Annotated in this window: 18 protein-coding genes and 1 pseudogene; 10 read left to right on the top strand and 9 right to left on the bottom strand. The window is 61.9% G+C overall.

Annotated elements, in window-relative coordinates; translation table 11 throughout:
- Positions 1-76: 76 nt before the first annotated feature.
- Positions 77-169: pseudogene (locus V8689_RS07910) on the top strand (outer membrane lipoprotein carrier protein LolA); the annotation flags it as partial.
- Here the strand turns inward: V8689_RS07910 and cysK are convergent.
- The gene (gene cysK / locus V8689_RS07905; protein ID WP_003189630.1) at positions 168-1,142 is read right to left on the bottom strand and encodes a cysteine synthase A; all 975 of its coding nucleotides are present in this window, start codon (positions 1,140-1,142) and stop codon (positions 168-170) included. The pseudogene V8689_RS07910 and the gene cysK overlap by 2 nt on opposite strands.
- A 127-nt stretch (positions 1,143-1,269) precedes the next feature.
- On the opposite strand from cysK, the gene V8689_RS07900 reads away from it, so the two are divergent.
- From V8689_RS07900 to V8689_RS07890, 3 genes are all read left to right on the top strand, one after another.
- A complete protein-coding gene (locus tag V8689_RS07900; RefSeq protein ID WP_056791756.1) occupies positions 1,270-2,346 on the top strand; it encodes a DUF748 domain-containing protein in 1,077 nt (358 codons plus the stop codon).
- 212 nt (positions 2,347-2,558) lie between these two features.
- The gene (locus V8689_RS07895; RefSeq protein WP_003210690.1) at positions 2,559-3,404 is read left to right on the top strand and encodes an AAA family ATPase; all 846 of its coding nucleotides are present in this window, start codon (positions 2,559-2,561) and stop codon (positions 3,402-3,404) included.
- Positions 3,404-4,582, top strand: coding sequence for a vWA domain-containing protein (locus V8689_RS07890; protein ID WP_032892863.1), 1,179 nt, complete (start codon positions 3,404-3,406; stop codon positions 4,580-4,582). The genes V8689_RS07895 and V8689_RS07890 overlap by 1 nt, the downstream gene beginning before the upstream one ends.
- 108 nt (positions 4,583-4,690) lie before the next feature.
- Here V8689_RS07890 and V8689_RS07885 read toward each other — a convergent pair whose 3' ends face one another.
- The 3 genes from V8689_RS07885 to V8689_RS07875 are packed head-to-tail and all read right to left on the bottom strand — an operon-like array spanning position 4,691 to position 7,046.
- A complete protein-coding gene (locus V8689_RS07885) occupies positions 4,691-5,608 on the bottom strand; it encodes a biotin-dependent carboxyltransferase family protein (protein ID WP_056791755.1) in 918 nt (305 codons plus the stop codon).
- Complete coding sequence (gene pxpB, locus V8689_RS07880) at positions 5,605-6,309, bottom strand: 5-oxoprolinase subunit PxpB (protein WP_056791754.1); 705 nt, start codon at positions 6,307-6,309, stop codon at positions 5,605-5,607. The genes V8689_RS07885 and pxpB overlap by 4 nt, the downstream gene beginning before the upstream one ends.
- Positions 6,306-7,046 carry a 5-oxoprolinase subunit PxpA gene (locus tag V8689_RS07875; protein WP_056791753.1) on the bottom strand — a complete coding sequence of 247 codons (741 nt, stop codon included), beginning with the start codon at positions 7,044-7,046 and terminating at the stop codon, positions 6,306-6,308. The genes pxpB and V8689_RS07875 overlap by 4 nt, the downstream gene beginning before the upstream one ends.
- A 175-nt stretch (positions 7,047-7,221) precedes the next feature.
- On the opposite strand from V8689_RS07875, the gene V8689_RS07870 reads away from it, so the two are divergent.
- On the top strand, positions 7,222-8,142 hold the full coding sequence (locus V8689_RS07870) for a LysR family transcriptional regulator (protein WP_044272889.1): 921 nt from the start codon (positions 7,222-7,224) through the stop codon (positions 8,140-8,142).
- Positions 8,143-8,283: 141 nt separating this feature from the next.
- On the opposite strand, the gene V8689_RS07865 is transcribed toward V8689_RS07870, so the two are convergent.
- The 3 genes from V8689_RS07865 to V8689_RS07855 are packed head-to-tail and all read right to left on the bottom strand — an operon-like array spanning position 8,284 to position 10,171.
- Positions 8,284-8,826 carry a DUF2937 family protein gene (locus V8689_RS07865; RefSeq protein WP_003189617.1) on the bottom strand — a complete coding sequence of 181 codons (543 nt, stop codon included), beginning with the start codon at positions 8,824-8,826 and terminating at the stop codon, positions 8,284-8,286.
- A gap of 10 nt (positions 8,827-8,836) precedes the next feature.
- Positions 8,837-9,613, bottom strand: a complete 777-nt coding sequence (locus V8689_RS07860) for a class II glutamine amidotransferase (RefSeq protein WP_003189615.1) — start codon at positions 9,611-9,613, stop codon at positions 8,837-8,839.
- A 30-nt stretch (positions 9,614-9,643) separates the two neighbouring features.
- On the bottom strand, positions 9,644-10,171 hold the full coding sequence (locus V8689_RS07855; protein WP_056791752.1) for a hypothetical protein: 528 nt from the start codon (positions 10,169-10,171) through the stop codon (positions 9,644-9,646).
- Positions 10,172-10,195: 24 nt separating this feature from the next.
- On the opposite strand from V8689_RS07855, the gene V8689_RS07850 reads away from it, so the two are divergent.
- A complete protein-coding gene (locus V8689_RS07850; RefSeq protein WP_056791751.1) occupies positions 10,196-12,238 on the top strand; it encodes a S9 family peptidase in 2,043 nt (680 codons plus the stop codon).
- On the opposite strand, the gene V8689_RS07845 is transcribed toward V8689_RS07850, so the two are convergent.
- Entirely contained in the window at positions 12,235-12,516 is a 282-nt protein-coding gene (locus tag V8689_RS07845) for a hypothetical protein (protein ID WP_032892870.1), read from the bottom strand. The two genes, V8689_RS07850 and V8689_RS07845, sit on opposite strands and share 4 nt — an antisense overlap.
- 78 nt (positions 12,517-12,594) lie before the next feature.
- Between V8689_RS07845 and V8689_RS07840 the strand changes: the two genes are divergently transcribed.
- The 4 genes from V8689_RS07840 (at position 12,595) to V8689_RS07825 (ending at position 14,791) form a co-directional block, all read left to right on the top strand.
- On the top strand, positions 12,595-13,281 hold the full coding sequence (locus V8689_RS07840) for a spermidine synthase (protein WP_056791750.1): 687 nt from the start codon (positions 12,595-12,597) through the stop codon (positions 13,279-13,281).
- Positions 13,282-13,370: 89 nt separating this feature from the next.
- Positions 13,371-13,745, top strand: a complete 375-nt coding sequence (locus tag V8689_RS07835; RefSeq protein ID WP_003189609.1) for a YajD family HNH nuclease — start codon at positions 13,371-13,373, stop codon at positions 13,743-13,745.
- Between the two features lie 160 nt (positions 13,746-13,905).
- Positions 13,906-14,373, top strand: coding sequence for an RNA methyltransferase (locus V8689_RS07830; protein WP_003189607.1), 468 nt, complete (start codon positions 13,906-13,908; stop codon positions 14,371-14,373).
- 67 nt (positions 14,374-14,440) lie between these two features.
- Positions 14,441-14,791 (top strand): YgaP family membrane protein, encoded by a 351-nt coding sequence (locus V8689_RS07825; protein WP_056791748.1) that lies wholly within the window; start codon positions 14,441-14,443, stop codon positions 14,789-14,791.
- 142 nt (positions 14,792-14,933) lie between these two features.
- On the opposite strand, the gene V8689_RS07820 is transcribed toward V8689_RS07825, so the two are convergent.
- Positions 14,934-16,154, bottom strand: coding sequence for a hypothetical protein (locus tag V8689_RS07820; RefSeq protein ID WP_056791747.1), 1,221 nt, complete (start codon positions 16,152-16,154; stop codon positions 14,934-14,936).
- Between the last annotated feature and the right edge of the window lie 12 nt (positions 16,155-16,166).

The raw sequence follows: 16,166 nt of genomic DNA, 5'->3' as shown, positions 1-16,166 counted from the left end.
ATGATAAACACTTGAGCCATTATGCAGAAGGCCCAGGAAAACAGACTGACCTGTATCAACACCTGTAGGAGCGAGCTTGCTCGCGAAGAACGTCAACGATAACGCGGGCTTACTGACACAACGTGGCGCTCTCAGCTTTTTCGCGAGCAAGCTCGCTCCTACAGTATTCAGGCCTGGTTTTCTTGCTCGGTAAACAAATCGCTGAACAACATGCTCGACAGGTAGCGCTCACCGGAGTCCGGCAAGATCACCACGATAGTCTTGCCCTGCATTTCCGGCTTCTCGGCCAGGCGCACGGCCACGGCCATGGCGGCACCACACGAGATCCCGCACAGAATGCCCTCTTCCAGCATCAGGCGCCGGGCCATGGCCTTGGACTCCTCGTCGGTCGCCAACTCCACACGGTCGACCATCGACAGGTCGAGGTTTTTCGGCACAAAACCGGCACCGATCCCCTGGATCTTGTGTGGGCTGGGCTTGATCTCTTCACCTGCCAATGCCTGGGTGATCACCGGGGAAACCATGGGCTCCACGGCAACCGACAGAATCGGCTTGCCCGCCGTGTTCTTGATATAGCGTGATACCCCGGTGATCGTGCCGCCTGTCCCTACGCCCGCCACCAGTACATCCACGGCGCCGTCGGTGTCGTTCCAGATTTCCGGGCCGGTGGTTTTCTCGTGAATGGCAGGGTTTGCCGGGTTGTCGAACTGAGCCGGCATAAAGTAGGTGGCCGGGTCGCTGGCGACGATCTCGGCGGCCTTGTCGATAGCGCCCTTCATGCCCTTGGCCGGCTCGGTCAGCACCAGTTCGGCGCCCAGAGCCTTGAGCACTTTACGGCGCTCAAGGCTCATGGACGACGGCATGGTCAGCAGCAGTTTGTAGCCACGGGCAGCGGCGACAAAGGCCAGGCCGATACCGGTGTTGCCTGAAGTCGGCTCGACAATGGTCATGCCCGGCTTGAGTTTGCCGCTGCTTTCCGCATCCCAGACCATGCTGGCGCCAATGCGGCACTTCACCGAATAACTCGGGTTGCGCCCTTCGATCTTGGCCAAGATCGTCACGCCACGCGGTGCGATGCGGTTGATCTGGACCAGAGGCGTGTTACCGATGGAGTGCGCGTTGTCTGCAAAGATGCGGCTCATGGCGGTTCCTATTGTCGAGGCGTTGGGAAAGGCCCCAAGGGTATGCCTCGTGCTCCCAAGCGTCCAGACGGAGGAACGTTGCGCCAATCAGAACAGTCAATCTCCTACAAGCAAGGAGAACTGCCCTATGAAACGTCGCTACAGTTGGCCGTTAGGGACAATCGCCGCTCTGGTGCTGGTCCTGATTGCCGTGCACATCGCGCTGCCCTACCTGGTGCGCAACTACCTGAACGATAAACTCGCCAACATGGGCGATTACCGTGGCGAAATTGCCGATGTGGACTTGGCGCTATGGCGCGGCGCCTACCGGATCAACGGCCTGCAAATCGTCAAGGTGGACGGGAAAGTCCCGGTGCCGTTCGTCAAGGCGCCGCTGATCGAGTTCGCGGTGAGCTGGCATTCGCTGTGGTACGACCATGCCGTCGTGGCCGAGGGGCATTTTGTGCGCCCGCAGATCAACTTTGTCGATGGCGGTGCCAACAAGCAGGCGTCCCAGACCGGTAAAGGCACCGACTGGCAGGAGCAACTGCGCAAACTATTGCCGATCACCCTCAACGAAGTGCGCATCGAAGACGGCGAGATCGCCTTCCATAATTTCAGCTCCAAGCCCCAGGTGAATATCAACGCCACCGGGGTCAACGCCAGCTTCTATAACCTGACCAATGTGGTGGATGTCAAAGGCAAGCGCGACGCGCGCTTTGAAGGCAAGGCACTGCTGCAAGGCCAGGCGCCCCTGGAAGCCAACGCCACCTTTGATCCACTGAGTGATTTTGAAGAGTTCGAATTCCGCTTCCGCGCCCGCGACCTGCAACTCAAGCGCATGAATGACTTCGCCTCAGCCTATGGCAAGTTCGATTTCAAGGCCGGCACGGGTGACGTGGTGATCGAAGCCCAGGCTGAAAAGGGCCGGCTCACCGGCTACATCAAGCCGCTATTGCGGGATGTAGAGGTGTTCGACTGGCAACAAGACGTTGAAAACCAGGACAAGAATATCTTCCGCTCGATCTGGGAAGCCGTGGTGGGCGCCAGCGAAACCGTGCTGAAAAACCAGCGTAAAAATCAGTTCGCCACCCGGGTGGAGCTGAGCGGTAGCGTGCATCAGCAAAATGTCAGTGCGTTTTCGGCGGTGATCGCGATTCTGCGCAATGGGTTTATCCAGGCGTTCAATGCCCGGTATGAACAACCCAAGCCCAGCGCTGATTAACCCTGTGGGAGCTGGCTTGCCTGCGATGGCGGTGGGTCAGCCAACTCATATGTCACTGATACGCCGCCATCGCAGGCAAGCCAGCTCCCACACGTCCTGCATGGGCCGGGCTGATGTGACCCGCCATTCAGAGACTGAATGCCGCGTCTGCGTTCACAGTCGCCGGGGCTGCGCGGTATAGTCAGGCCATTGATGAATTCGAGGAATGACCGATGAAGTTCGAAGGCACCCAGGCCTATGTGGCTACCGATGACCTGAAACTGGCCGTCAACGCCGCCATCACCCTGGAGCGGCCGCTGCTGGTCAAGGGCGAACCGGGCACTGGCAAGACCATGCTTGCCGAGCAACTGGCCGAATCCTTCGGTGCCAAGTTGATCACCTGGCACATCAAGTCCACCACCAAGGCGCACCAGGGCCTGTACGAGTACGACGCGGTCAGCCGCCTGCGTGACTCGCAACTGGGCGTGGACAAAGTGCACGACGTGCGCAATTACCTGAAGAAGGGCAAGCTGTGGGAAGCCTTCGAGTCCGAAGAGCGGGTGATCCTGCTGATCGATGAAATCGACAAGGCCGACATCGAGTTCCCCAACGACCTGCTGCAAGAACTCGACAAGATGGAGTTCTACGTTTACGAAATCGACGAGACCATCAAGGCCAAGAAGCGCCCGATCATTATCATTACCTCCAACAACGAGAAAGAGCTGCCGGACGCGTTCCTGCGCCGCTGCTTCTTCCACTACATCGCCTTCCCCGACCGCACCACCCTGCAAAAGATCGTGGACGTGCACTACCCGGACATCAAGAAAGACCTGGTCAGCGAAGCGCTGGACGTGTTCTTCGATGTGCGCAAGGTGCCGGGCCTGAAGAAAAAACCTTCCACCTCCGAGCTGGTCGACTGGCTCAAGCTGCTGATGGCCGACAATATTGGCGAAGCGGTGCTGCGCGAGCGCGACCCGACCAAGGCCATCCCTCCCCTGGCCGGCGCTTTGGTTAAGAACGAGCAAGACGTGCAGTTGCTGGAGCGTCTGGCGTTCATGAGCCGTCGCGGTAATCGCTGATGCTGCTCAACCTGTTCAACGAAATGCGTGCCGCCAAGGTACCGGTGTCGGTGCGCGAGCTGCTCGACCTGATCAACGCGCTCAAACAGCGCGTGACCTTCGCCGACATGGACGAGTTCTACTACTTGGCCCGGGCGATCCTGGTCAAGGACGAGCGGCATTTCGACAAGTTCGACCGGGCCTTCGGCGCCTATTTCAACGGCCTGGAAAAGCTCGACGACCACCTGCAGGCGCTGATCCCCGAGGAGTGGCTGCGCAAGGAGTTCGAACGCTCGTTGAGCGATGAAGAACGCGCGCAGATCCAGTCCCTGGGTGGCCTCGACAAGCTCATCGAAGAATTCAAGAAACGCCTGGAAGAACAGAAAGAACGCCATGCCGGTGGTAACAAGTGGATCGGCACCGGCGGCACCAGCCCCTTTGGTTCCGGTGGCTACAACCCCGAAGGCATTCGCGTCGGTGACGCTGGCAAACGCCAGGGCAAGGCGGTGAAAGTCTGGGACCAGCGCGAGTACAAGAACCTCGACGACCAGGTGGAACTGGGCACGCGCAACATCAAGATCGCCCTGCGCCGCCTGCGCAAGTTTGCCCGCCAGGGCGCGGCCGAAGAGCTGGATATCGACGGCACCATCGACCACACCGCCCGCGATGCCGGCTTGCTGAACATCCAGATGCGCCCCGAGCGGCGTAACACCATCAAGCTGTTGCTGCTGTTCGACATCGGCGGCTCGATGGACGCCCACGTGAAGATCTGCGAAGAGCTGTTCTCCGCGTGCAAGACCGAGTTCAAGCACCTGGAGTACTTCTACTTCCACAACTTCGTGTACGAGTCGGTGTGGAAGAACAACCAGCGCCGCACGTCCGAACGCACCTCCACCCAGGACCTGCTGCACAAATACGGCGCCGATTACAAAGTGATCTTTATCGGCGATGCGTCCATGGCGCCCTATGAGATCACCCAGGCCGGCGGCAGCGTCGAGCATTGGAACGAGGAGCCGGGGTATGTGTGGATGCAGCGCTTCATGGCCAAGTACAAGAAGCTGATCTGGATTAACCCCTACCCGAAAGATACCTGGGGCTATACGGCGTCGACGGGCATTGTGCGGGAGTTGGTGGAGGATCAGATGTATCCGCTGACGCTGCGCGGGTTGGAAGAAGGTATGCGCTTTCTCTCCAAATAACACCACCGCCTTACTGTAGGAGCGAGCTTGCTCGCGAAAAACCTGAGACCGCCGCGTACATCTGGATGCCCGCGTTATCGTTGACGTTTTTCGCGAGCAAGCTCGCTCCTACAAGGATCGGCTAAAGCGCTGCAAAAACTTGATGTGCTGCCGATGCGCAGCCTCCTGCACCACCGGTGCCAACCGCACCTTCTCCCCCGGCAAGCACTGCGCCAGCCGCGCCAGCGACAAGGGCGTCAGCGCTCCCAGGCGCGGATAACCACCGATGGTCTGCCGGTCATTGAGCAACACAATCGGCTGCCCATCCGGGGGCACCTGGATCGCGCCCAACGGTATCCCTTCGGAAATCAACGACGGCCCCTGGTACTGCAGCGGCGTGCCCAGCAAGCGCATGCCCATGCGGTCGGCGCGGCTGTCCAGGGCCCATTCGCTGTTGAAGGCGTCGAACAGACTCTGCCCGCTGAACTGGCCTATCTGCGCGCCGATGATCAGGTCCAGTGATGCACCGGATTGCAAATCCGGGCTAGCCAGCACCTTCATTGCGCCGCCCGTACCGGAGTAAGCCAACTGCCCGCCTTCAGCCAATGCCTTGCCGACACCGTCCACCCCGCCCAACGCTTCGCGCACGACCGTGGCACAACTGCCCAGTACAGCCTGCGCATCAAAGCCACCGGGCGCGGCCAGATAAGCGCGTGCCCCGTTGAACGGCTGGGTGAAGCGCAGGCGCTGGCCCTTTTGCAGGATAAAACTGCGACCGGGGCTGATCGCACGCTCATCGACAAAGGCGCCCAGATCCGCACCCGCCAGGGCCAGCAGGCAATAATCCTCGGCCTGCAGGGTAAGGCCGCCGAGGGTGACTTCCACCACCGGCGCATCCAGGGCATTGTCCAGCAGCCAGTTGGCCCAGGACATCGACACCCAATCCAGCGCGCCGCCCTGGGTCACGCCCAGATGACGCACGCCAAACCGCCCGGCGTCCTGCAACAGGCACAGCGGCGTGCTGGCCTCGATGATCAAGCGGCTCATGCCTGCGCCTCCAGCGGCGTGTCGTCGCCACCCAGGTTGACGAACTCGGCGTGGCTGACCGGGGCGAAGCGCACCGTGTCGCCAGGCTGCATCAGGCTGTAGCCGTCGCGTTCACGGTCGAACAGTTTGGCCGGGGTGCGGCCGATCAGGTTCCAGCCGCCTGGGGACACCACCGGGTACGCGGCGGTTTGCCGTTCAGCGATGCCGACGCTGCCAGCGGCCACGCGTTTGCGCGGCGTGTTGAGGCGCGGCGTGGCGAGCACTTCGTCCACCAGCCCCATAAACGCAAACCCAGGGGCAAAACCGAGGGCGAACACCTGGTACTCGTGGGCGCTGTGGCGGCGGATCACCTCCTCGACAGTCAGCCCGCTGCGCTGGGACAGCAAGGCCAGTTCCGGGCCGACACTCAGGTCGTACCACACTGGCAACACATGGCACTGGCCGCTGCCCTGAGCCTGGGGTTGCAGATCGGTGAGGGCCTGGTCGATCAGCGCCCGGGCCTGGGCCGGAGTGAGCGCCGTAAGATCGTAATGCACCATCAAGGTGGTGTAGGACGGCACCAGGTCCACCAATGCCGGGCCAAAACCATTGCGCAGGCGCTCGGTAGCCGCGAGCATCCACGGCATGTTGGCTTCGGCAATCACGTCAAACAGTCGCACCATCAGGCAGTCGATCGCCACCACTTCAATGCGTGGGTTCATGCTGTTTTCAACGCTTCGCGGATACGCTGCACGGCGGCAACCGAGCTGGCGTTGTCGCCATGTACACACAGGGTATTGGCCTGGAGCACCAATGGGCTACCGTCGCTGGCAATCAGCGCTTCGCCACGGGAAAGGGTCAGGGCCTGCTGCACGATGGTGTCGGCATCGTGATGCACCGCGCCCGGCAACTGGCGGGACACCAAGTGGCCGTTACTGTCATAGGCACGGTCAGCGAAGGCTTCGAACCACAGGGTCACGCCGTATTCGTCGCCCAAGGCTTGGGCTGCGCGGTTGTCACGGGTGGCCAGCAGCATCAGCGGCAGGTCGCCGTAGGCCGCCACGGCCTGGATCACCGCACGCAACTGCGCGGGGTTGGCCATCATGTCGTTGTACATCGCGCCATGGGGTTTCACATAGCTGACACGCCCGCCCTGAGCCCGGCAGATGCCGTCCAGCGCGCCGATCTGGTAGTGCAACAGGTCCTGGATTTCCTGCGGCGTGTAGTTCATGGAGCGCCGGCCGAAGCCTTGCAGGTCCTGGTAGGCCGGGTGGGCGCCCACTTGCACGCCGTGCTTGAACGCCAGGCTGACGGTCTTGCGCATGATGCTCGGGTCGCCGGCATGGAAGCCGCAGGCCACATTGGCGCAATCAATGAACGGCATGACTTCGGCGTCCAGACCCATGGTCCAGTTGCCAAAGCTTTCGCCGATGTCGCAGTTCAGTAGCAGGCGGCTCACGGTGGTCGCTCCTGTAGGATTTGTTTTCTTGTAGTGTGGGATTTTTTACGCAGAACTCGCAACTTGTCCTGACACCCCGACGACGCTTATCGTGGAATAGCTCGATTTTTGGCGCTTGCCCGGTGCGACGTCCAACTAATAAAAACCGATCCATGCATAAGAAAAAGTTGATCCCATGAATTTGAAGTTCCTCGAAACCTTCGTCTGGGTGGCCAAGCTCAAGAGCTTCCGGCTCACGGCCGAGAAGCTGTTCACCACCCAGGCCTCGATCTCCAGCCGCATCGCCGTGCTGGAAAGTGAGTTGGGGGTGAAGCTGTTCCTGCGTGATTCGCGTGGTGTGAGCCTGACCCCGGAAGGCTTGAAAGTGCTCGACTATGCCGAGCAGATGATGGTGACCATGCAGGGCTTGAAGCAGTCCCTGGAGACTACCAGTAGCAAGGTCGGGCGCATTCGGATCGGCGCGATGGACACGGTGATCCACACCTGGCTGAGCCCGCTGGTCGCTGAACTGATGAAGCTGTACCCGCTGGTAGAGATCGAGTTGATCGCCGATACCGCGCTTAACCTCAGCGATCAGCTGCAAAAAGGCTTCCTCGACCTGATCCTGCAAACCGACCTGCTGCGTCTGGAAACCGTGCGCAGCCTGGAGCTGGCCAGCCACCCCATGGCCTGGATCGTCGCCAGCCAGTCGATCTACAACCGTGACTACGCGTCCCTCGCCGAACTGGCCCAGGAACGCATCATCACCTACTCGAAAAACTCACACCCACATCAGGACGTGTTGAGTTTGATGCAGGCCAATGGTGTGGCCGCACCGCGCATGAACTGCGTGAATTCGGTGTCGGCGATCACCCGGTTGCTGCGCGATGGCTTCGGCATTGGCGCGCTGCCGCCGGTGCTGGTCAGCGAAGAGCTGGAGCGGGGGGAATTGGTGATGCTGCCCATGGCCCAGCGCCTGCCGAACTTGCAGGTGGTGGTGTCGTGGCGCGTGGGGGTGGAATTGGTGGAGGAGATTGTCGGGTTGTGCCAGAAAGTCGTCGCCCGCTATGCCGAGGAAGTCGGTGCAGAACGCATGCAACTGAATAAACCCGACTGATCGTTCCCACGCTCTGCGTGGGAATGCAGCCCAGGGCGCTCTGCGCCCCCACGCGCGACGCGGAGCGTCAGAAAAGCATTCCCACGCGGAGCGTGGGAACGATCAGCGGAGCGTGGGAACGATCAGACGATCAGTGAGTCGTTAGAGGCCCTTGAGGTCCCGCTCTTCGATGGGTCGGCTCTGGCGCAGGCGCCGGCCGCCCAATACCACCCAGTCGATCAAGCGATACAGGCATTCAATGCCGAATGACAACAACATCGCCCCGCCCAGGCCCCAGCCCATGGCTTCAGGCGTCAGTAGAATCTGGTAGCTGTAGCCATTCCAGGTCTCCAGACGGATATCCGGGTCGGCGGCCACCGCCACTTGCAGGGCGCGGATGTACCACGGGCCTTGCATGGCCTGGAATTGCTTGTCCAACTCGAGTTGGCGATCGAGCATGGCGCCCAGGCTGCTGGCGTCGCTCTGGAATACCGGGTCATCGCTGGCGCGGTAATGCGCCACCAAGGCTTGCATATCACCGTTGAAGAACTGCTGCGCCGTGGACTCGAAACCGCGCAAGCCGGTCTGGGCCTCGATCAGGTGGGCCTCGACGCGCTTGGCGTAGTCATTGATAAACCCCGGCACCTGCACGCCGACCAACAAGCCAACGGCAAACAATACCAACCGCAGATAGCTCAGCAACATGCTCGATTCCTTACTCGGTAACGCCCTGGCTGACACATTCACCGCGTCGCCACAGGCTCCATTGGCCCGGTTCGTAGCGGGTCCAGTTTTCGTTGTCGGTCAAAGGTTCGGTGGCGATCACCGTTACCACATCATTGGGGGTGGTTTCGGCCTGAAAATCGACGATCACGTCGACATCTTTCAAGCGCGCCGGGCCAAAAGGCGCACGCCGGGTGATCTGCGCCAGCTTGGTCGAGCAGTAGCAGAACAGCCAGTCACCGTCGCTGAGCAGGCAGTTGAACACGCCTTTGCTGCGGTACTCGGCGCAGGCGGCGATCAGGTCGGGCAGCACCTGTTCGATGTCCACTGGCTCGGGGAAGGCTTCGCGCACGCGGTTGAGCAAATCGCAGAACGCCGCTTCGCTGTCGGTATCGCCCACCGGCCGGTAGAAGGTGGCGCGGGGGTTGAAGTCCGCCAGTTGGCCGTTATGGGCAAAGCACCAGTTACGCCCCCACAGCTCGCGCACGAACGGATGGGTATTGGCCAGGCTGACCTTGCCCACGTTGGCCTGGCGGATATGGCCGATCACCACTTCGCTCTTGATGGGGTAACGCTGCACCAGCAACGCGACTTCCGACTCGCTGCTGGCGGCCGGGTCCTGGAACAGGCGCAGGCCACGGCCCTCATAGAAGGCAATGCCCCAGCCGTCGCGGTGCGGGCCAGTGCGCCCACCGCGCTGCATCAGCCCGGTAAAGCTGAACACGATATCGGTGGGGACGTTGGCACTCATGCCCAATAATTCACACATGCCAGGGCTCTCGCTGAAGGGCAAACAACGTTAAAGGCGCGGTTCGACCCGCATACCACCGGCAGGCACCGGGCGACGGAACGGTTCGTCGTCTTCCGGCTCGGCGGCCAAAGCGGCATCCGCAGCCACCTTGCGCTCACGGCGAGCGTTGGCGGCGCGTTCGATGGGCCAGCGGATCAGCACAAACACGATGTACAGGGCAAACGCGATCATCGTGTACATGAACAGGTCGGAAATGGCGCGCCAGGCGTTGTTGCCGACCTTGAGCACCAGGTCCAGGGCGGTAATGGCCACGGCCGGCGCAAACTGGGTCTTGACCGGGTCGACGATGGTCGGGCTGAGCAGCAGCACCGCCATCAGCAATTGCAGGGGCTCGCGCAGCCAGCGCCAGATCCAGCGGGTCATGCGCCACCACACCAACAGGCAGCCCAAAGCGGCGAAGGCGTAAAGGCCCCAAGCGGTCAGATAGTCGTTCTCGGTCATGGTGTCCATGGCAAGGTTGGCAAACAGGCGGCTATGATAACGGCTTTTGCGTGTCGCGGCTGCAATGCCTGCCACCGTCTGCCAGATAGGGAATTATCCATGCCTATTTCCACCGCACCGATTGCCCGCAAGGCCCCAGGCCCAGACCCGTACGCCTGGCTGCAAGAACGCGACAACCCTGAGGTGCTCGACTACCTCAAGGCCGAAAACGCCTGGCAGGAAGCCCAACTGGCCGATCAGCAGGCGTTGCGCGAGACCCTGTTCGACGAGATCAAGGGCCGCATTCTGGAAACCGACCTGTCCCTGCCCTCCCCTTGGGGCCCGTATTTGTATTACACCCGCACCACCGCCGGCGACGAGTACGCCCGCCACTACCGCTGCCGCCGCCCGGCCGATGACAGCAACCAGGTGGACGCCAGCAGCGAAGAACTGTTGCTGGACCCGAACGTGCTGGCCAATGGCGGCTTTTTCTCCCTGGGCGCGTTCAGCATCAGCCCCGACCACCAACGCCTGGCCTACAGCCTGGACACCAGCGGCGAAGAGATCTACACCCTGTTCGTGAAGGAATTGGCGACCGACAAGGTCAGCGAACTGGCGTTCGACAACTGCGACGGCAGCATGACCTGGGCCAACGACAGCCTGACCCTGTTTTTTGGCGAACTGGACGACACCCACCGTCCGCACAAACTGTATCGCTATCGCCTGGACGGCACCGCAGCGCAGGAAGTGTTCCACGAGCCCGACGGCCGTTTCTTCCTGCATTGCTACCGCTCAAGCTCCGAGCGCCAACTGTTGCTGGCCCTGGGCAGCAAGACCACCAGCGAAGTCTGGGCGCTGGACGCCGAGCAACCGCACCTGGCCTTTACCTGCCTGGCGCCGCGGGTCGAAGACCACGAATACGATGTCGACCACGGCAAACGCAATGGCCAGTGGACCTGGTTTATCCGCAGCAACCGCGACGGCATCAACCATGCGCTGTACGTGGCCGCCGACACCGGCACGCCGCCCACCGAAGCCGACTGGCACAACCTGATCCCCCACAGCGATGAGGTCATGCTCGACGGCGTGAGCCTGAACGCCGACGCCATGACCTTGAGCCTGCGCATTGGTGGCCTGCCAGTCATCGAAGTGCACCCTGAGAACGTGCCGGCCTATCGGGTGCAATTGCCTGACGCCGCCTATAGCCTCTACGTACAGAACAGCCTGGAGTTCCCCAGCGACAAGATCCGCCTGCGCTACGAGGCCTTGAACCGTCCGGCCCAAGTGCGCCAGCTCGACCTGGCGACAGGCGCGCAGGTCGTGCTCAAGGAAACCCCGGTGTTGGGCGCCTTCAACGCCGATGATTACGTCAGCCAACGCCTGTGGGCCACGTCCGCCGACGGCACCCAGGTGCCCATCAGCCTGGTGGTCAAGCGTGACCAGCTCGGCAAGCCGACGCCGCTGTACCTCTATGGCTACGGGGCCTACGGCTCAAGCCTGGACCCGTGGTTCTCCCATGCGCGCCTGAGCTTGCTCGACCGTGGCGTGGCGTTTGCCATCGCCCATGTGCGCGGCGGCGGTGAGCTGGGGGAAGCCTGGTATCGCAACGGCAAGCAGGAACACAAGCAGAACACCTTCAGCGACTTTATCGCCTGCGCCGAACATTTGATCGCCGAAGGCCTGACCACCTCCCAGCAACTGGCGATCAGCGGCGGCAGTGCCGGTGGCCTGTTGATCGGCGCGGTGCTCAACCAGCGCCCGGAGTTATTCCAGGCGGCGATTGCCGAAGTGCCGTTCGTCGATGTGCTCAATACCATGCTCGACCCGGAACTGCCGCTGACCATCACCGAGTACGACGAATGGGGCAACCCCGAGGACCCCGAGGTGTATGCGCGCATCAAGGCCTACGCGCCCTACGAGAACGTCCGCGCCCAGGCTTACCCGGCCACGCTGGTGATCGCCGGGTATAACGACAGCCGCGTGCAGTACTGGGAAGCCGCCAAGTGGGTGGCCAAGCTGCGGGATACCAAGACGGACGACAACCTGCTGCTGCTCAAGACCGAACTGGGCGCCGGCCATGGCGGCATGAGCGGGCGCTATCAGGGGCTACGTGACGTCGCCCTCGAATATGCCTTTGTGTTCAAGGCCCTCGGCCTGGTCTAACCGCCTGGCGTCTTTGGCTTGCTGTCGTTCTGCTGCAGGCCAGGGACCGTCTGGTCCTTGGGCGGCGCCGGCAGCACAATGGGCGCCAGCGGTGGCGCGCCATTATGGGTCTTGGGCGCAACGGGCGGCGTGACTTGCGGGTACAACGTGGGCGTTGGCGTGCCCGGCGCGCCTGGGGTTGGCGTGGGCGCGACCGGTACGGTTTGTAACTCCTGAGCCTGCGCGTTACCCAATGCGAGCGCGCTCAACACAATGACCGTTAGAATGCTGCACTTCATCGATGGCTCCATGGCCTGACCGGAATGCCTTAAGGCTACTCCCAACCGCGCAAGAATGCCCTTCCCAATGAGATTTCCATGAAACGTTTCGTTCTGCTGGACACCACCCCAATCCCCGAAAACGGCGGCGCCTTGTGCCTGTTCGAATACGGCGAGGACTTTGTCATCAAGATCCAGGGCGGTGACGGTGGCCAGTTGATGAACACGCGCATGCACGGCTCCGAAGATGCCCTGGCGGAAATTCCCTGCCGCAAGGTGGCCGGGCGCCCGGGTTCACGGGTGCTGATCGGCGGCCTGGGCATGGGCTTTACCTTGGCCGCGGCGCTCAAGCATTTGGGCAAGAGCGCCGAAGTGGTGGTGGCCGAACTGGTGCCCGGCGTCGTGGAATGGAACCGTGGGCCGCTGGGGGAAAAATCCGGACGCCCGCTGCTGGACCCGCGCACCGTGGTCCGCCTGGAAGACGTGGCCAAGGTACTGCAGGCCGAGCCCCAAGGCTTTGATGCGATCATGCTCGACGTCGACAACGGCCCCGAGGGGCTCACGCAAAAAGCTAACAATTGGCTGTACTCGGCCAGTGGCCTGGCCGCTTGTGCCAAGGCTCTGCGGCCCAAAGGCGTGCTGGCGGTGTGGTCGGCCAGCGCCGACAAGCTGTTCAGTGACAAACTGCGCAAGGCCGGCTTCAAGGCCGAGGAAGTGCAAGTATTTGCCCATGGCAACAAGGGCACGCGGCATACCATCTGGATTGCAGAGAAGCTCAAGGGCTGATAACGGTTGATTCAATCGCGCCAATCCCCTGTGGGAGCGGCTAGAATCAACCTTGTCCGTGAACCACCCAACAATAGCCAGGAGCCATGATGAGCTCGAACAACCCGCCCTCCCACACCGCCAAGCTGGACCGCATCCTCGCCGATGCCCAGCGCGACCGCGAAATGGGCTACCGCGATAAAGCCTTGAAGATGTACCCCCATGTGTGTGGCCGCTGCGCCCGTGAGTTTTCCGGCAAGCGCCTGAGTGAACTGACCGTCCACCACCGTAACCACAACCATGATGACAACCCCCAGGACGGTTCCAACTGGGAGTTGCTGTGCCTGTACTGCCACGATAACGAACACTCGCGCTACACCGACCAGCAGTACTTCGGCGAAGGCTCCACCAGCAGCCCGAGCATTGCCAAGGCGACGCACAACCCGTTTGCGGCGTTGGCGGGGTTGATGAAGAAGGACGACTGAAGTTCTTCTTTGCCTGTTACGGCCTCATCGCAGGCAAGCCAGCTCCCACAGTAGGAATGCATGTCCCTGTGGGAGCCGGGCTTGCCCGCGATGACGATCGCCCAAGCACTGCATTCCCCCAGGCCGTATAATCGCCGTTTTTCTCAAGGCACCCTTCCCCGTGGGCAATAAACGCTACAGCTGCATCGGTCTGTATAACCCCAAATCCCCCGAAAACGTCGGCTCGGTGATGCGTGCCGCCGGCTGCTACGGCGTGGCCTCGGTGTTCTACACCGGCGTGCGTTACGAGCGCGCCCGGGACTTCATTACCGACACCAAGAAGGTGCACCACGACATCCCGCTGATCGGCATCGACGACCTGAAAAAGATCCTGCCCTTAGGCTGCATCCCGGTGGCCGTGGAACTGGTCGAAGGCGCCCGCCCGTTGCCTGAATACACCCACCCCGACCGCGCGCTGTATATCTTCGGCCCCGAAGACGGCTCCCTGGACAAAGAGATCCGCGACTGGTGCGAGGACGTGGTGTACATCCCCACCACCGGCTGCATGAACCTGGCGGCCACGGTCAACGTGGTGCTCTATGACCGCCTGGCCAAGGGCAACAACACCCGTTCGGGGCCCAAGTACTGAGATCGCGGGAACATCCGGCACGTGCGCGCAGTCAGCTAGTAACACTTGCCCTTGTTGGAGACTGATCATGAGCGACAGCAAAACCTTGCGACCTATCATCGACGCCACACCGTTGAAGCCTCAACCCACCCAGAACGTGCATGGCTGGGAGCGCATCGGCTCGGTGGCCGGCGGTGCGATGATGGTGGGTAAAGGCCTGCGCCGCGGCGGGATTTTCGGCTTGATCCAGGTGGCGATTGGTGGCGTGGCACTGGCCCGTGGCTTTACCGGGCACAGTTCGCTCAAGGACAAACTGGAGCAGGGCCGCCAGGAAATGAACAGCGTGCGCACGAAAATCGAGCGCGCTGGGGAAGAGTTGAAGAACTTGAAGACCAAGGCCGAAGTGGCGGCTGAAAAGGCGGTAAAACCTAAAGCCTGACCTAAGACTTGGACATGCTGGAGATTCAAATGTGGGAGGGGGCTTGCCCCCGATAGCAGAGTGTCAGCAGCCTACTTTTTGCTGACCCACCGCCATCGGGGGCAAGCCCCCTCCCACATGTTGAATTGCACAGGGCTTGGGATCAGCGCAGCAGTTTGCTGTCCAGCACCACCGACGACTCACCGATCACACTCTCGGCCAACTGCACGAACTCTTGGGTGTTGATGCTGTTCACCCGCATCACTGCCTGCGCCAGATCATCCAGTGAGCGTTTGTTGTGGGTCTTCACGCGGATCTCACGGTCCAGCTCCTGCAACACCACCACTGAACGCGCCAGCGTCGCGCCGTTGACGTGCTCGCCTTTGAGCGTGGTGACGTCTTTGCCTTCCTTGGTCAGCCGCGCCTGGATCGCCGCATAGCGTTCATCGGTGATGCCGCCGGCACGTCGCATCAGTTCAATCGCGTAGTACTCGCCCAAACCTTCGCTGATCCAGTCACTGCTGTCGTGGTCATTAAAGCGCCCGATGGCCTGCACCACTTCGCGCAGCAACGGGCTGCTGCCATTTTCGCCCACCAGCGGCGTACGGCTGTTGAGGTAGATCGAATCGCGTAACGAATAAGCCCCTCGCCGCATCGGGTCACTGGCGCCGACGATCAACAGTTTGCCGGGATGGCGCGGGAAGGCGGCTTCCACCTGGGGCCAGACAAACGTCAGCAACGTCAGCACGTCCATGCGGCGCATGCCCTGGCCCTTGGGCGAGGCCACGGTGACGTCGGTTTCACCCAGGCGCAGGCGACGGCTGCCGAGGTTGCCCGCCAGCATCCAGCCGGTGGGGCGGTCGAACAGGCGGGAGACGTTGTCGATGCGAAATTTGTTTTGGCCAATACGTGGCCACGCGGTTTCGACGCTCTTCCACCCCGTCGGCAGTTCGAACAGCAGGCGTGAGACCAGCTCGATGCCGTCTTGCTGGTCGAGACGGGCGGCCGGCACCAGGTCTTCGCCGCGCAGTAACGCCCAGGCGGGCGTGATCCGTGTGTCATAAACGCCAGGCTTGCGGGCATGGGCCAGGCGCACCCGGTAGCTCAGGCTGGCCTTGTCGGCGCTCGGTTGCCACAGGCCACGGTTGCCGGTGACCTGCCACTGGCCATCGGCCTTGAAGTCGCTGTAGTCACCGTCGCGGCCCAGGTCGAAGTTCAGGCTGCGCACCGCCGCGCCCTGGGACAGGCTGACGCGCACCTCGGCCTGCTGGCTTTGGGGCAACAGCTTGATGTGGTAATCCAGGTCGACTTTCTTCGCGCACCAGCCCGGCCCGCTCAGCGCCAGCACGACCAGGCCCGCTGCCCACTTGGCGGCCACCTTCATACACACTCCTCG

It is taken from the genome of Pseudomonas sp. AK181 (assembly GCF_051122975.1).
Lineage (GTDB): Bacteria > Pseudomonadota > Gammaproteobacteria > Pseudomonadales > Pseudomonadaceae > Aquipseudomonas > Aquipseudomonas lactis.
Note: the sequence above shows the minus strand (reverse complement) of the source record. Positions and strands in the feature narration are given on the sequence as shown.

Excerpts from the sequence above, each read along its gene's own strand:
- cysK (WP_003189630.1), bottom strand. The coding sequence starts at position 1,142 with ATGAGCCGCATCTTTGCAGACAACGCGCACTCCATCGGTAACACGCCT.
- V8689_RS07900 (WP_056791756.1), top strand. The coding sequence starts at position 1,270 with ATGAAACGTCGCTACAGTTGGCCGTTAGGGACAATCGCCGCTCTGGTG.
- V8689_RS07895 (WP_003210690.1), top strand. The coding sequence starts at position 2,559 with ATGAAGTTCGAAGGCACCCAGGCCTATGTGGCTACCGATGACCTGAAA.
- V8689_RS07890 (WP_032892863.1), top strand. The coding sequence starts at position 3,404 with ATGCTGCTCAACCTGTTCAACGAAATGCGTGCCGCCAAGGTACCGGTG.
- V8689_RS07885 (WP_056791755.1), bottom strand. The coding sequence starts at position 5,608 with ATGAGCCGCTTGATCATCGAGGCCAGCACGCCGCTGTGCCTGTTGCAG.
- pxpB (WP_056791754.1), bottom strand. The coding sequence starts at position 6,309 with ATGAACCCACGCATTGAAGTGGTGGCGATCGACTGCCTGATGGTGCGA.
- V8689_RS07870 (WP_044272889.1), top strand. The coding sequence starts at position 7,222 with ATGAATTTGAAGTTCCTCGAAACCTTCGTCTGGGTGGCCAAGCTCAAG.
- V8689_RS07865 (WP_003189617.1), bottom strand. The coding sequence starts at position 8,826 with ATGTTGCTGAGCTATCTGCGGTTGGTATTGTTTGCCGTTGGCTTGTTG.
- V8689_RS07860 (WP_003189615.1), bottom strand. The coding sequence starts at position 9,613 with ATGTGTGAATTATTGGGCATGAGTGCCAACGTCCCCACCGATATCGTG.
- V8689_RS07850 (WP_056791751.1), top strand. The coding sequence starts at position 10,196 with ATGCCTATTTCCACCGCACCGATTGCCCGCAAGGCCCCAGGCCCAGAC.
- V8689_RS07845 (WP_032892870.1), bottom strand. The coding sequence starts at position 12,516 with ATGAAGTGCAGCATTCTAACGGTCATTGTGTTGAGCGCGCTCGCATTG.
- V8689_RS07840 (WP_056791750.1), top strand. The coding sequence starts at position 12,595 with ATGAAACGTTTCGTTCTGCTGGACACCACCCCAATCCCCGAAAACGGC.
- V8689_RS07835 (WP_003189609.1), top strand. The coding sequence starts at position 13,371 with ATGAGCTCGAACAACCCGCCCTCCCACACCGCCAAGCTGGACCGCATC.
- V8689_RS07825 (WP_056791748.1), top strand. The coding sequence starts at position 14,441 with ATGAGCGACAGCAAAACCTTGCGACCTATCATCGACGCCACACCGTTG.
- V8689_RS07820 (WP_056791747.1), bottom strand. The coding sequence starts at position 16,154 with ATGAAGGTGGCCGCCAAGTGGGCAGCGGGCCTGGTCGTGCTGGCGCTG.